Origin of the sequence: Microbulbifer okhotskensis (genome assembly GCF_023895975.1) — a bacterium.
In the GTDB taxonomy this organism is placed as follows: domain Bacteria; phylum Pseudomonadota; class Gammaproteobacteria; order Pseudomonadales; family Cellvibrionaceae; genus Microbulbifer; species Microbulbifer okhotskensis.
Window position 1 is genome coordinate 33,604 of record NZ_JALBWM010000028.1, and the last position, 13,901, is coordinate 47,504.

The following is a 13,901-nucleotide window of genomic DNA, read 5'->3' on the forward strand; positions in this document are numbered from 1 at the left end:
CCGCCTTGAGGCGGCCTTTGTATTTTTTGGGTATTGCTTCAGCTAATAGAATTTAGCTTTGTGCTTTAACGCTAATGACCCACTCATTCACCAGCTCTTCCAAAACGTCCAGCGGTACTGAACCATTGGCGAGGATGGTGTCGTGGAACCCGCGAACGTCGAATTTATCACCTAACTCAACCTTGGCCTTTTCGCGCAGTTCGACGATTTTCAGCATACCGATTTTATAAGCGGTCGCTTGTCCAGGCATTACGATATAGCGCTCAATCGCTTTAGTTACGTCGCCTTTAGGGTTCGGGGTGTTTTCTACGAGGTAATCGATGGCCTGCTCTCGGGTCCACTTTTTAGCGTGGAGGCCGGTGTCCACGACCAAGCGCCCTGCGCGCCACAATTCCATCGCCAAGCGACCGAAGTCTGAGTAGGGATCTTCATAGAACCCAAGCTCTTTTGGCACCATTTCGGAGTAAAGACCCCAGCCCTCGGTATAAGCGGTGTAGCCACCGTACTTGCGGAACTTGGGAATATCCTGCAGCTCTTGGGCAATCGACAGCTGCATATGGTGGCCGGGGATGCCTTCGTGGTATGCCAGAGCTTCCATTTGGTAGCTGGGCATATCTTCCATGTTATAGAGGTTGGCGTAGTAAATACCTGGACGCGAGCCATCTGGCGCCGGACGTTGGTAGAAAGCTTTACCTGCAGATTTTTCCCGGAAAGCTTCAACTGCTCTTACGTCCAGCTCCGCTTTGGGCTTGGTGATAAACAGTTCGTCCAGGCGCCCCTTCATGGTGTCGATAATCGCCGAGGCTTTTTCCAGGTACTCTGCTTTACCCTCTTCAGAGGTGGGATAGTAGAACTGTTTGTCGGTACGCATGAATTCGAAGAATTCCTGCAAATTGCCTTCGAATTTCACTTTGCGCATGATTTCGCGCATTTCGTCGTGGATTCGAGCAACTTCTTTGAGACCGGTCTGGTGGATCTCGTCAGCCGTCATATCTGTGGTGGTGTAGACGCCCAGGCGGAACTTGTAGAAATCGTCACCGTCCGCCAGTTTCCAGGCGCCGTCATCGGTAGTGGATTTTTTCTCAAGTTCCTGCAGGTAGCTAATCAGTTTTTCGTAGGCTGGGCCTGCGCTCTCCGTGAGGGCGGTACTGGCCTTGTCGATCAGTGCTTTTTTCTGCTGGTCGGTAATCTCCAGCTTTTCCACCTTGCCTTTGAAGTCCGCAAACAGGGGGCTATCTTTTTCACCATCAAACGGAGCACCGCTGATCAGGTTTTGTGAATCGCTGATCACATAGGGGAATACAAATTTGGGTACGATGGTGCCCGCTGCGGCATTGGCCTTCAATTTGTTCTCTACTTGGGAGAAGTACTTTGTCATTGCCTTTAAGCGGGCAATGTAGGCTTCGGCATCACTGACGTCGTCAATGCGGTGCTGGCTAATCAGTAGGCTGGCTGCGCTGGTGTGGGTAGCGTACATCTGGTTGACCGGGTAACCATGGTTACGCCACTTGTAGCCGTCGATATCTTGCTGCCAGTTGCGTTTTGCCAGGCGCAGGCTCAGTTGGGTGGCTTCATCCAGAGTGGATGGGTCAATTTTGTTCAGCTCGGCCAGCTGGCGTTTGTCGATCTCCAGGGTTTCCCTGACAAACTCCGGAGAGAGGTCGTCCCACTTGTCGTAATCCTCTTTTTGTCCCAGGAAGGTTTTGTACTCAGGGCTGCGGGCGAGGTGCTCCTGGAAGAAGTCCTCAAACATCTGGTTGACCTGCTTGACGGCTTCTTGGTTCACTTTGCCGGCGCCATCTTGAGTGGCTACGCTTTCTGCGGCAGTGGCGCTTGCACTCTGCTCGGCAGCATTCGGGGCGCTGCGGTCACAGCCACTGATGACCAGCGCGCTTATGGCGGCTGCAATCAGAGTTGGTTTCAACTTCATGAGCATATTTCCAGTGTTTGGTTCTTCGTTGCTACTTTGTACCACTCAAGTGGCATTCTTTAGGTGTCCCTGCCTATATACCCCGAGGTATGTGCGGGATCAGTCGTGCAGGTCAGCAGGTATTGTGCTCACTTGAGCAGCATTTGGCCAGCGGTAGGGTTTTTTCGGTAAGACTTGGGTAATCTGTGGGGCAGGGAAAGAAAAAAGCGGGCACAAGCCCGCTCTTTTAAATGATCTCGCGATTAAGCGAAGTTCTGGTTTACAAATTCCCAGTTCACCAGGGCCCAGAAGGCTTCCATGTACTTGGGGCGCAAGTTGCGGTAATCGATGTAGTAAGCGTGCTCCCATACATCACAGGTCATCAGCGGAGTGATGCCCTCTTCGGTCAAGGGAGTGGCGGCGTTGGAAGTGTTTACGATGGCGACTGTACCGTCAGCCTTCTTCACCAGCCAGGTCCAGCCGGAGCCAAAGTTGTTCACAGCGCTGGCGGTGAACTCTTCTTTGAACTTATCAAAGCTGCCGAAAGCAGTATTGATTGCTTCGGCAATCGTACCAGTGGCTGCGCCGCCGCCATTGGGGCTCAGGCAGTTCCAGTAAAAAGTGTGGTTCCAAACTTGGGCGGCATTGTTGAATACACCACCGGAAGAGGACTGGATTACTTCTTCCAGGGATTTGCTGGCATCAGCGGTGCCATCCAACAGGCCGTTCAGCTTGTCTACGTAAGTCTTGTGGTGTTTGCCGTAGTGATACTCCAGGGTCTCCTCAGAGATATGTGGGGCCAGGGCATTCTTCGCGTAGGGGAGTTCGGGCAATTCGAAAGCCATGGTTTCTTCCTTCCTTTGTTTTCGGGTTATTGGTGAGGGCATTCTACACGCGCCGCATGCCAGAATTAAGCCGGCGCAGTGGATTAGGGGAGGTTGGGACGATTTCCTCAAACACAAGGGGCAGATGCTTTTTGTGTCGGCTCTGTTCGACTGTCGTCTATTATTACTGGCAGCCGCTTACTTTTTCGTCAGTTTTTGGTATAACTGCCGCAGAATTCGACGAATCTATATGGATTCTAGTGTCATAGATTACTGAAATGGCCGGGCCGGATAGGTCAGTCTAGTACTGGCGGGCACCGAACTTATCAGCACAGTTACCGGGTGTATTGAAACATGCAACGCAGAGAGCCCACGTTGGGCGGCAGTGCCGCCCTAGAACCTTCACTGGAAATGCGCACCAGTGAAGAAATAGCAGAAGCGCCAGAGCCTCAGGTTATCGTAGAGGAACGCCGCAGTGGCTTCTCCTTCCTTGGCCTGTGCGCCCTGATTCTGGCCATAGGTGGCCTTGGGGCCTCCGGCTTTCTCTACCAGCAATGGCAGGAGGGGCGAACTTTACTAAGTAATGCTGAGGCCCGTATCGACGATGCGGAAGGTCGCATAGCCGAATTAGAGAAGCGCTTTAGTCTCTCGGATGAAGAATCCACGGCTTCCGTTGAAGTGCTCAACGCCAAGGCCAAAGAAAACTCTGCCGAGATCCGAAAGCTTTGGGGCGTTGCCTATGATACAAATCGTAAAAATATTGCGTCTAATAAAACGGCGGTCACCGCTAACAAGAAGCAGGTTGCGGCACTGAAGACCAAGCTCAATGGTCTCGATGCTAGTGTGAAGAAGATCGCTGCGGTGGAATCTGCACTGACAGAACTGCGTAAAGGCAATACCGATTCCCAGCGTGAGATGTCTGATAAGCTGGCGCGTCTTGAGCGTCAGCTGGCCTCAGTGCGCAGTGATTTGACCATGCGCGTCGGTGCCAATGAAGAGGCAGTAGAGTCTATCGACGCTTACCGCCGCTCGGTGAATAAAGACCTGGTTCAGCTGCGTGATGCTATTCGTTCACTACAGACTAGCAATTCCACGGCTTCATCTATGTAGTCTCACAGGCTGAAGATATAGGGCGAATGGTGTTCGCCCTTTTTTATGCTCCTTTGTCAGGCAATCCGATGGGTGCCGGGAGTAGAGAGAATTACAGGGCCAATAACCCTATATTTCGTGTAGAATCGCCGGCCTCGTGACGTTAATCGGAGTTGGCTATGACCACTATCCGCCAGGATGATCTGATCGGCAGTGTCGCCGATGCGCTGCAATTTATCTCTTACTACCATCCACAGGACTTCATTCAGGCCCTGAATAAGGCCTATGAGAAAGAGGTTAACCCGGCGGCCAAGGACGCCATGGCACAAATACTGATTAATTCACGTATGTGTGCGGAGGGTCATCGCCCTATCTGCCAGGATACGGGCATTGTGACGGTAAAACTGAAAGTGGGCATGAATGTGCGCTGGGAAGCGGATATGAGTGTGACTGATATGGTGAACGAAGGTGTTCGCCGGGCTTACCAGAATGCCAGCAACGTGCTGCGCGCATCTATCCTGGATGACCCCGATGGTGCTCGCAAGAATACCGGTGATAACACGCCGGCGGTAATTCACTACGAGATAGTTCCCGGTGACACCCTGGAAGTATACGTGGCGGCTAAGGGGGGCGGCAGTGAAGCGAAGAGTAAGTTTGCCATGCTGAACCCCTCTGATTCAGTGATTGAGTGGGTTCTCAAGATGGTGCCTCAAATGGGTGCCGGCTGGTGCCCACCAGGAATGCTGGGCATCGGTGTCGGCGGAACTGCTGAGAAGGCTATGCTGCTGGCAAAGGAATCTCTGCTCGATCCGATTGATATCCAGGAACTGCAGGAGCGCGGTGCATCCAATCGTGCTGAAGAGCTGCGCCTGGAGCTGTTTGATTCGGTGAACAAGCTAGGTATCGGCGCCCAGGGGCTGGGTGGCCTGACTACGGTGTTGGATGTGAAAGTGAAGGATTATCCAACCCACGCGGCCAACAAAGCCGTGGCCATTATTCCCAATTGTGCGGCTACCCGCCATACCCACTTCACCCTGGATGGCTCTGGGCCCGCACGCCAGACGCCGCCGAAGCTGGAAGACTGGCCGGAAATCACTCGCGAAGCCGGAAGTAACACCCGTCGGGTGAACCTGGACAGCGTTACTGCGGAAGATGTACGCAGTTGGCAGCCCGGAGATACTCTGCTGCTTAACGGCAAGATGCTGACAGGCCGTGACGCCGCCCATAAAAAGATGGTGGATATCCTTGCTAAGGGTGAAAAGCTGCCGGTGGACCTGACGGGTCGCTTTATTTACTACGTGGGTCCGGTAGATCCAGTGCGTGATGAAGTCGTGGGACCGGCGGGCCCCACGACGGCGACTCGCATGGACAAGTTTACCCGCACCATGCTCGAAGAGACGGGCCTGCAGGGGATGATCGGTAAGGCTGAGCGCGGCCCTGTGGCGATTGAAGCGATTCGTGACAATAAAGCGGTGTACTTGATGGCTGTGGGCGGTGCCGCCTACCTGGTGGCTCAAGCCATCAAGGCCTCCAAGGTTGTAGCATTCCCGGAGCTGGGTATGGAGGCTATCTACGAGTTCGAAGTAGAAGATATGCCGGTAACCGTGGCGGTAGATAGTCAGGGTGACTCGGTGCATACCACCGGACCGCTGATCTGGAAGGCAAAGATTGAGGCAGGCGCGCTCTAAAAGCGGTTGCTATGCGAAAGGCCGGGTCCCGAGAGGGTTCCCGGCCCTTTTGTTGACAGCTTTATCGAATCCGACTCTGCGCTGAGTGGCGTTTACGGCGAACAAGCCTGGTCACTGCCATAACTGTTCCGATGATGACTATCAAAAAACCCAAAGGTAATAATGCAAATGGCTCACGCAAAATCCCTAATAAATCCACGCTGCTGCCAATAAGTTGAAGGCGAGCAGAGACAGGCCTCCCAGAATAATAAATAAGGCCTCAATCTTAAGCATAATTTCTCCTTCAAACTTACTATCCACTACTAATTGTTAGCAACGTATTCTACTTTCCTAAAACCGGATAAAGCTCCAGAATTTTTTCCCTTAACCAACGATGAGCAGGATTTACTGTCTGCGACTTATGCCAAGTCAACTGCAGTAATACCTTTGGAAATACCATCGGCAGCTTGAGCGTGCGCACTGGAACCCCCTTATAGTGGGGTGAGTCCATCATTCTTATTGGTACAACACCAATTAAGTCAGTAGTAGATACGACATGGGGAAAAGAGGAGAGGTGCGGGACTCGTAAACAAATATTGCGTTGTAATTTTTGGGGTCTGGCAAGCCTTTCCATCGGGGAGCCCATAGGGTTTCCCCTTAGTAGGGACACTTGTGGTAACGATTGAAAACTAGTTTCGCTGATTGTGTTACCCACTTTTTTATTATGCTTACCGACAATAATAACAAGCTCTTCTTCCGCGATCAGCTGGTTAACATAGTTGGGTGAATCGACAGGCTGATAGTCAATAATCAGGTCCACCTCGCCATTGCTTACCATTCTGGCCGTCATTTCGGATTCATCGGGGAGTACAGTAAGACTGATGCCGGGTGCAGTTTTTCGAAGCCATTCGCAGAAGCCGGGAATCATTAAGGTTTCTACCACATCTGGCATAACGATGGAGAATTCCTGTTCTGCCTTCCGGTAATCAAAAAGTGTTTTCTGAAAGCCGGAGCGTACCGTGTTGAGTGCCTGATGAATAGAGGGGTGTAGTACGAGCGCCCGTTCAGTGGGGCGCAACCCCTTTGTGGTCCTTATAAAAAGTTCATCTGCATAAGTGGCTCTCAAACGCTTAAGGGCGGCACTGACGGCGGGTTGGCTCATATGCAGCTTAACTGCAGCCCTAGTCAGGTTTTGCTCAATCATAAGCGCATCAAATACGGGGAGCAGATTTAAATCCAGCGATCTAAGATGCATTGACATTATCAGCCTGAAGAATAATGTAATTAATAATTATTTATTAGACCTTATATAGTGTTCCTAATTATATTGAGCGTCAAGAGATGAAAAACACCTTATTCACTAGAAAAGTAGAGGTGAAGTATGTCAAATATGCACGATGCGGCGGCTTTCAGAGAGCAATATAGAGCCTATGTCCAGAGCCGTTATAATGGCTGGCTCCATTTGGTAAATGTTCTCGTTATCAGTTTAACAGTGGCTATCTACTGTATTTTACAGATTAGGGGCTTGAAGGGGAGTGAACTTCTGGTAATTCCACTGGGAATTCTGGCCTATAATTTTGTAGAGTATGTTAGTCACCGCTGGGTCGGGCATAAAAAACTACAGCTTACCAAGCTGTTTTACAAACGGCATACTGGAGATCACCACAGTTTTTTTTCCGCACCATTATTGTCTTTTGAGTCTCCTCGCGATTGGCGTATAGTATTGTTTCCGATTTATTTGACAGCTTTTATTGCTTTTTTTTTGGCGCCGCTTTGTGGTTTTTTTCTGACTTGGGTGGTTTCAGGTAATATGGGATATATCATGACGGCAACTATGATATTAAACCATCTGGCTTTTGAGCTTTTACATGTTGGATACCATGAACCCAAGGAGCATTGGTTTCATAAGGTGCCTGTGTTTCGTGAATTGGCTCACTTGCACAGAATCCACCATCATCGAGGGTTGATGAAAGCTTATAACTTCAACTTGACCTTTCCCTTGTTTGATATTTTGCTAGGTACATTCTATTGGGAGCCGCTGGAATCTTTTGATGATTTTCGTGATTAATGTACTTTTTTATTATCTTCTCTCGTGTTGAGTCCTGATTTTAATCTCGGCCGTCTCCTTTTATTTTTGCCAGCATCAATTCCCGAATAACTGGCACAGGTGCATTCCCGAAACTGAGGAAATCCTCATGGAAGGCCTCCAAGTTGAAATTTCTCCCGAGTTTTTGCTTTATTTCTTTGCGCAAAGCGAGGATGTCGGTAAAGCCGGCAAAGTAACTGGTGAGTTGTACTTGGCTTAGCGTTGCTCTGCGCCATTTGCCTTCGGCCTCGGCTTGTTGTTGGAATGCCTCCCTCACCATAATCTTCATCGCTTGAGCCTGGTCGATACCTTTCACCTGCAATTCATAGTCCAGGATAGTATTGGTAATCGTGCGCAAACTCCATTTGTAATACATTAGCCACAGTTCTGGAGAAAAGTCACCGTAGCCGGCATCGAGCATCATTCGCTCTGCGTATACGGCCCAGCCTTCGATCATAGCGGTGTTGCCGAGGATATTTCTGATGATGCTCGGGGATTGGTTGGCATAGACCAGCTGGGTATAGTGTCCGGGAATGGCCTCATGGATGTTGAGAATTTGTAGGGTATAGTCATTATATTCGCGTAGTAAACTATCGGCGCGTTCATCGCTGTAGTTTTCAATTGGCATCACATTGTAGAAAGTATTGGCACCTTTATCGTAAGGGCCGGGAGCATCGATCGAAGCAACCGAAAATCCTTGCATATAGGGCGGCGTGGTACGCACTATTAAAGGCTTTTCCTTATCCAGGCTGAGTAGGTTTTTTTTTACGACGAACTCGGCTAGTTCCGGTATTTGCTCTTCAATAGCTCTCTTAAAATTCTCTTTGCTGGGGTGGTGCAGAGACAGCTTTTCCAGTAGATGCCCAATCCTGATTAGATGATTGGATGGGGGGGGATCTTCGGGGAAATACTTTGGCCAAAGTTTATCGGTAAGCTCGGTCATTTTTTTGTGTGTTCGTTGCTTTTCCGTAATGGCCAATTGATACAGCTCTACTGCGGTAATTCCAATATTGATATCGAACTGAAATTTCTCTTCGTAGAGTGTCTCCCCAATGCGGAAATCGCGAAAGTTACCCGATTTGGTGATTTTCATTTTTAGGTTTTTCAGGAAATCAATATAGCCTTGAATGGCGGCGCGCGAGTCTTGTAGTCGGTGGAGAAAAATAGCTTTTGCATCGGCCGGCATATGACTTTTCTTAACCGTTTTTACCAATTGCTCCCCAAATAAACTGAGAGCGCCTGTGTTTTGCTGTATTGCCAGTTCCAGTTGAGGTCTGGCAGGCCTGTGGATAGCTTTTGCAGCCGCTTTATAGTATTCCGGCACACTTGACATTCGAGTGCTAAATGCATGTAGGCGTTTCTCTACGGGGGCATAATTTGAGTTGAGAATTAGAGCGAAAGCGTGCGAAACATTATATAGAGAAGGATCCCACTGGTATGATTTAAAGCTCGTATATTGCCATTGCAGTCGGTCTAAGAAATTTTTAATTAATGCTAGGTTGCTGCGTGAATTAATACTGAGCTGGTTTTCGTTTAGGGCTGAAAATTTGCGTTTATAGATCTGTGCAAAGACTAAAAGGTACTTGCGATAATTTTGGTCGGGAACCTGTAAATTTCTAGCAACTTCATAATAGCCCTCACTGATGGCCCAGGAGGGGAACAGCTTCCACAGTCCCAAGATAAACTGTTCACAAAGCTGTTCGAATGCCAGATTTGTCTCAGAGCGCATTTCTTCCAGTACGGTACTCTCTGGAGGTGTAATCCGCTGCCGATCCAGGTCCTGGCGCTCACAGGCTCCCAGTAAAGCCAGCAGAATTAGCAGGCGAATATGTCCTCTCATAACCGTTCTCGCTTTATCCCAGTCGCCATCCGTGGTAGTCGTCCTATTGGCGTATTTATTGACCGCCGGGAGAGTTGATGTAGATAATGTAGTTCCTCCAATACTTTTAGCATGCCGTTCCATTTTGCGATGACAAAACCAGATAAACTGCGTTTTTGAGTTGTGAGCTTGTTTCGATGACAGTGGCCGGTTAGAGTGGGCCCGGCCCATTTGAGTCGATAATAAACATGGTTTTGAGGACCCATCATGACCGAACTAGCTCAACAACAATGTGAAGCCTGCCGTGCCGATGCGCCCCTGGTGAGCGATGATGAACTGCCTGGATTGTTGCGACAGATCCCCGATTGGACGCCGATGGCCCGCGATGGGGTTCTGCAATTGGAGCGTGTATTCAAGTTTCGGAACTTCAAACAGGCATTGGCTTTTACCAACCGGGTTGGTGCAATTGCTGAAGAAGTGGGGCACCACCCGGCACTACTTACCGAATGGGGTAAAGTCACTGTGACTTGGTGGAGTCATGAGGCCAAAGGTTTGCACAAGAATGATTTTATTATGGCTGCGCGCACTGATGCGCAAGTTGACGCTGCATAATTCCTGAGTCCCATTGATAGAGCGCCCACCGGTAGTCGCATAGCTGTATGCGCTGCCGGGAAGCCCCCCGATGTTGACTCGGGTTATCACCGGCGCCTTGTTGATCAAGGGCTGGTGATGCAACCGAATGCTTTAAGCCGCGAGATTGTCAGCTCCCATAAAGCGTTTTGCACTGGATAGAAGGAGATGAATCTTGTCTGAGTACACTTCAACGGTTACTTGGCTGCGTGATGAACAGATTTTCAGCGACAACCAGTACAGTCGTGCTCACACCTGGCAGTTTGATGGTGGTCTATCTGTTCCAGCCTCGTCTTCCCCCCACGTAGTACCAATCCCTTACTCAGTTGTTGAAAATGTCGACCCGGAAGAGGCGTTTGTTGCCGCGTTATCCAGTTGCCATATGTTGTTCTTTCTCTCGATAGCGGCGAAACGTGGTTTCATTGTGGATGAGTACTGCGATAAGGCACTCGGAGTGATGGAAAACAATGAAGATGGCCAAATGGCCATGACTAAAGTCACTTTGAGACCGCTGGTCCGTTTCTCCGGTGATAAGCAACCCAATCGCGAGCAACTGGAAAAAATACACCACCTTTCCCATAAGCAATGCTTTATCGCCAACTCGGTAAAAACAGACGTGGTCACTGAAATTCGTGAAATTTAGATCAGCATCCCTGTTATGGTAGTGGTGTTCAGCTCTAGGAGGTATTCAACGGTATCCTTAAATTTAGACTTCTAGTAAGTTCGCCTGGATCTTTTGCTGTTCGGCTTTTCTGCACCTGTATGCGCAACTCTCCTATAGTCTTTTAATGCTATTTACTTATTTTTTGATCCGAATTTTTGTGGATTGATCCGTTATTGAGCTCAATACACTTTTGATAGGTCGCTTGATTCGATAATGTGAAGTGACTTATGGTGTGCTGACGTTTAAGATTTATGTTATCCGGTAGTTTTCTGATGCTTGATCACACGCTAGATTCATTTGATGGGATTACTCTAGAGCTGGAAAAATTCCGTGGTACGGATGATCAGTTGCTGACTGAGCTTTGCGCCGTAATAGCGTTGTCCAGAATTAACCTTAAAAGATTAATTTGGGTGACTCTGCAAGGCAGTTTGACTCGTTTTATATCAGTATTTCTAGATTATGGATTTATATTTCACAATTGCCAGGGTTCCACTGCAGTTCTTGTGCTTAAGCTTCAGGATAGTGCCTATATCCCATTCTCTCCGACACATACGATAGGCGTTGGCGGTTTTGTGCTTAGTGAGGGAGAGCTTCTTTGTGTAAAAGGCCATAGTGCTTCATCAAATTTAAAATTGCCTGGAGGAACAGTTGACCGGGGCGAAAAGATTGTAGATGAAGTGATTAGAGAGGTGTATGAGGAAACGGGAATCACTTGTAAATTTTCCTCGGTGTTAGGTTTTGCTACTAAGTCGCCGGTCCAATTTGGGTATACAGATATGTATTTTGTCTGTGAGTTGCTTGCTTTAGATCGGGATATTTCCGTAAAAGATACCGTTGAGATCAAGCAGGCGCAATGGATCGATATTGACTGTTATTTGAACGGTGATCATAGTTCCCCATTCAACCAACAAGTTGTGCAAATGTCACTCAAAAAATTGGGTCTAGCACCGGTAAACCAAGAATCTTATGCCGATCCAATCGCAAAGCAGGAGATATTTTGGGCGAGTGCTTGAGTTATTAAAGTTGTGGTTGTCCCAGATTGACTAGGCAGCAATGGTATTTGAGGGGGGACGGCTAAATTAAGTTAAGTTTGTTGTTTTGCGGGTCAGGGTTTATCTCCTTCCTTGAGGATATTCTGGTAGTGTGACTAAAGTGCTACTTAGCCTTCTGGATCGCTATTGTTGAAGATGAATTTTTTTGGGTTTTGATTTAGGCGCCCTCATCAAAACGGGTAAAATTCATATCTTTGTTTAGGGTGGAACTGCTCTTATCAGGAGTTTAATTGTTTTGGCTCACAATGAGCAGGTGCAGTGCTTCTGTGCTGGTGAGTGCTAAGTTGTCCCCGCGGATCAAGTCCCCTTCCTGTATCTGCTTTGTGACATGCCCTGACACAGCTTGTGCAGTGCCACTGATGATGTAGATCAAGTGCGCTTTATCGAGTTTTAATTGTTCGCCTGCTTTGACATGAGCAATGTCCATTAAAGTGCCGCTATCAAAGGTAGCGCCTCTATCACTTCCGCCACCATAAATCCGGGTAGTGCCATTTAAGGACGGCTTGTAGGTTTTGTATCCTGCGGGTTGGCCAGCTTTTTCTGGTAGCGCCCAGACTTGCAGCATTCTGTTTTGTTGTTTGTCTGGGTTGATTTCATTGTGGGAAAAACCTTCGCCGCCGGCGCGTTGTACTTGAACTTCACCTGCCGCCAAGTCTTTACCGTGCTCCAAAGACCCCTCATGGCTGACCCGGCCTTCAATAATGATAGAGATGACATCGATTTCACTGTGCGGGTGCATGCCGGATGAACCCTGGGGTAGGTAACGGGCATCGGCCAAATACACCATATTACCTAGCCCCTCAAAAGTTTCTGCCTTTTTACGAGCGCCAAATATGCGGCTGTCAGTGACCAACCGATGCTCGGTAATACCTGCGAAGCCGCCTAAAGGTAGTGTATCTCTGGACAAAATTTCCATTGTGCTCTCCGGGTTGAGTTGTGAGTTGCTTGATTTGATGAAGCCATTCTAGATAGCAGGAACTGTTTGATATATAGTTGTTTTTTAAAATCACTGTTTCATTTTCAACAACAGTGGTGCAAGCTGTACCAGGGAAGCGAGATGACTCATAAAGCTGATTTGAATGACATGCTGCTGTTTATGGAGGTGGTGGATGCAGGTAGTTTTACCTCAGCAGCGGCAAGGCTGAACTTGCCTAAAGCGAATCTCAGCCGGAAGATCAGCAAGCTGGAACAAGTGCTAGGCGTCACTCTGCTAGAACGCACCACGCGGACACAAAACTTAACTGAGGCCGGTAGCGCCTACTTGCAGCACTGCCGTCAAATACAGCATGAAGTGGATTTGGCGGAAAGTAAGATCAGTAGCTTAGTGAGCAAGGCATGCGGCACATTGCGCGTGGGTGTGTCTGTCGGTGTTGGACATGCGGTATTGAAAGATGTGATGGGTGAGTTTCTGGAAGCCTACCCGGACGTTAAGTTAGAGCTAACCCTATCCAATCGAAGAGTAGATTTGATAGAGGAGGGTTACGACTTGGTTATCCGCGTGGGGGAATTAATGGACTCCAGGTTGGTAGCAAAAAATCTGGGGGAGATCAGGCGTCGTTTATACGCTAGTCCAAAGTACCTTCAGCGAAAGAACTTGAATGCCGCCTTTGAATCTGTAGCCGGCTGCGAATTTCTTGTTATGAGCAGTGCCCAGCATGGTGACAGCTTGAATTTAACTAACGGCACTGATATGCGAGAGATAAGGATAGTGCCGAGAGTGCGAGTCGATGATTTCTTAATTTTAAAACAGATGCTGGTTGATGGCTGTGGAATCGCAATTTTACCCGACTATATGTGTCGGCAAGAAGTGGCCCAGAATTTATTGATGCCGGTACATTCCGAATGGGAAATGTCACCGGTGGATTTATATGCACTCTATCCGCAGCATCGACAGAAGCTACCAAAAGTCAGCGCTTTTTTAACCCATATTCAACATGTTTTTACGAATCGGTTAAGGTGAAATCATGCTGTGTTTTGATGGGGTAAAAGAAAGGCAGGTTGTTTTGAGCTGTGCTGGGAGTTATCCCTGATTTTTCATAAAACAATCGCTGGGCACCATGTAGTTCAGGGGGGTGGCTTTCCTAATAAATAGCTTCTCTATCATATCAATACTTCGGACAGTTTTAGGGGGCGAAATAGGTAGGAACCACGGCCAGATACT

General features: G+C 48.6%; 13 protein-coding genes. 7 read left to right on the plus strand and 6 right to left on the minus strand.

Annotated features, from left to right (window positions below):
• Window positions 1–52: 52 nt before the first annotated feature.
• Window positions 53–1,930 carry a DUF885 domain-containing protein gene (locus tag MO867_RS08885; RefSeq protein WP_252465995.1) on the minus strand — a complete coding sequence of 626 codons (1,878 nt, stop codon included), beginning with the start codon at window positions 1,928–1,930 and terminating at the stop codon, window positions 53–55.
• 242 nt (window positions 1,931–2,172) lie between these two features.
• Window positions 2,173–2,754 carry a superoxide dismutase gene (locus MO867_RS08890; protein ID WP_252465996.1) on the minus strand — a complete coding sequence of 194 codons (582 nt, stop codon included), beginning with the start codon at window positions 2,752–2,754 and terminating at the stop codon, window positions 2,173–2,175.
• 333 nt (window positions 2,755–3,087) lie between these two features.
• Between MO867_RS08890 and MO867_RS08895 the strand changes: the two genes are divergently transcribed.
• Together MO867_RS08895 and MO867_RS08900 are read left to right on the plus strand one after the other, a co-directional pair.
• Complete coding sequence (locus tag MO867_RS08895) at window positions 3,088–3,843, plus strand: hypothetical protein (protein WP_252465997.1); 756 nt, start codon at window positions 3,088–3,090, stop codon at window positions 3,841–3,843.
• Between the two features lie 158 nt (window positions 3,844–4,001).
• Entirely contained in the window at window positions 4,002–5,510 is a 1,509-nt protein-coding gene (locus tag MO867_RS08900) for a fumarate hydratase (RefSeq protein ID WP_252465998.1), read from the plus strand.
• A gap of 61 nt (window positions 5,511–5,571) precedes the next feature.
• On the opposite strand, the gene MO867_RS23955 is transcribed toward MO867_RS08900, so the two are convergent.
• Complete coding sequence (locus MO867_RS23955) at window positions 5,572–5,763, minus strand: DUF3955 domain-containing protein (RefSeq protein ID WP_373565876.1); 192 nt, start codon at window positions 5,761–5,763, stop codon at window positions 5,572–5,574.
• A gap of 69 nt (window positions 5,764–5,832) precedes the next feature.
• Complete coding sequence (locus tag MO867_RS08905) at window positions 5,833–6,744, minus strand: LysR substrate-binding domain-containing protein (RefSeq protein WP_252465999.1); 912 nt, start codon at window positions 6,742–6,744, stop codon at window positions 5,833–5,835.
• A gap of 126 nt (window positions 6,745–6,870) precedes the next feature.
• Here MO867_RS08905 and MO867_RS08910 point away from each other — a divergent pair, with 126 nt between their 5' ends.
• Entirely contained in the window at window positions 6,871–7,557 is a 687-nt protein-coding gene (locus tag MO867_RS08910) for a sterol desaturase family protein (protein ID WP_252466000.1), read from the plus strand.
• A 40-nt stretch (window positions 7,558–7,597) separates the two neighbouring features.
• Here MO867_RS08910 and MO867_RS08915 read toward each other — a convergent pair whose 3' ends face one another.
• Window positions 7,598–9,415, minus strand: coding sequence for a DUF885 domain-containing protein (locus MO867_RS08915; RefSeq protein WP_252466001.1), 1,818 nt, complete (start codon window positions 9,413–9,415; stop codon window positions 7,598–7,600).
• A gap of 246 nt (window positions 9,416–9,661) precedes the next feature.
• Between MO867_RS08915 and MO867_RS08920 the strand changes: the two genes are divergently transcribed.
• The 3 genes from MO867_RS08920 (at window position 9,662) to MO867_RS08930 (ending at window position 11,701) form a co-directional block, all read left to right on the plus strand.
• Complete coding sequence (locus MO867_RS08920) at window positions 9,662–10,006, plus strand: 4a-hydroxytetrahydrobiopterin dehydratase (RefSeq protein ID WP_252466002.1); 345 nt, start codon at window positions 9,662–9,664, stop codon at window positions 10,004–10,006.
• 193 nt (window positions 10,007–10,199) lie between these two features.
• Window positions 10,200–10,667: an OsmC family protein gene (locus tag MO867_RS08925; RefSeq protein ID WP_252466004.1), complete on the plus strand. Its 468-nt coding sequence runs from the start codon at window positions 10,200–10,202 to the stop codon at window positions 10,665–10,667.
• Window positions 10,668–10,960: 293 nt separating this feature from the next.
• Window positions 10,961–11,701 carry an NUDIX hydrolase gene (locus MO867_RS08930; protein WP_252466006.1) on the plus strand — a complete coding sequence of 247 codons (741 nt, stop codon included), beginning with the start codon at window positions 10,961–10,963 and terminating at the stop codon, window positions 11,699–11,701.
• 265 nt (window positions 11,702–11,966) lie between these two features.
• Here the strand turns inward: MO867_RS08930 and MO867_RS08935 are convergent, their stop codons facing one another.
• On the minus strand, window positions 11,967–12,656 hold the full coding sequence (locus tag MO867_RS08935; RefSeq protein WP_252466008.1) for a pirin family protein: 690 nt from the start codon (window positions 12,654–12,656) through the stop codon (window positions 11,967–11,969).
• A gap of 141 nt (window positions 12,657–12,797) precedes the next feature.
• On the opposite strand from MO867_RS08935, the gene MO867_RS08940 reads away from it, so the two are divergent.
• Window positions 12,798–13,700 carry a LysR family transcriptional regulator gene (locus MO867_RS08940; protein WP_252466010.1) on the plus strand — a complete coding sequence of 301 codons (903 nt, stop codon included), beginning with the start codon at window positions 12,798–12,800 and terminating at the stop codon, window positions 13,698–13,700.
• Window positions 13,701–13,901: the final 201 nt, after the last annotated feature.

Bases quoted from the DNA above. Each gene is read 5' to 3' on its own strand.
- MO867_RS08885 (WP_252465995.1), bottom strand. From the start codon at position 1,930: ATGAAGTTGAAACCAACTCTGATTGCAGCCGCCATAAGCGCGCTGGTC.
- MO867_RS08890 (WP_252465996.1), bottom strand. From the start codon at position 2,754: ATGGCTTTCGAATTGCCCGAACTCCCCTACGCGAAGAATGCCCTGGCC.
- MO867_RS08895 (WP_252465997.1), top strand. From the start codon at position 3,088: ATGCAACGCAGAGAGCCCACGTTGGGCGGCAGTGCCGCCCTAGAACCT.
- MO867_RS08900 (WP_252465998.1), top strand. From the start codon at position 4,002: ATGACCACTATCCGCCAGGATGATCTGATCGGCAGTGTCGCCGATGCG.
- MO867_RS08905 (WP_252465999.1), bottom strand. From the start codon at position 6,744: ATGCATCTTAGATCGCTGGATTTAAATCTGCTCCCCGTATTTGATGCG.
- MO867_RS08910 (WP_252466000.1), top strand. From the start codon at position 6,871: ATGTCAAATATGCACGATGCGGCGGCTTTCAGAGAGCAATATAGAGCC.
- MO867_RS08915 (WP_252466001.1), bottom strand. From the start codon at position 9,415: ATGAGAGGACATATTCGCCTGCTAATTCTGCTGGCTTTACTGGGAGCC.
- MO867_RS08920 (WP_252466002.1), top strand. From the start codon at position 9,662: ATGACCGAACTAGCTCAACAACAATGTGAAGCCTGCCGTGCCGATGCG.
- MO867_RS08930 (WP_252466006.1), top strand. From the start codon at position 10,961: ATGCTTGATCACACGCTAGATTCATTTGATGGGATTACTCTAGAGCTG.
- MO867_RS08935 (WP_252466008.1), bottom strand. From the start codon at position 12,656: ATGGAAATTTTGTCCAGAGATACACTACCTTTAGGCGGCTTCGCAGGT.
- MO867_RS08940 (WP_252466010.1), top strand. From the start codon at position 12,798: ATGACTCATAAAGCTGATTTGAATGACATGCTGCTGTTTATGGAGGTG.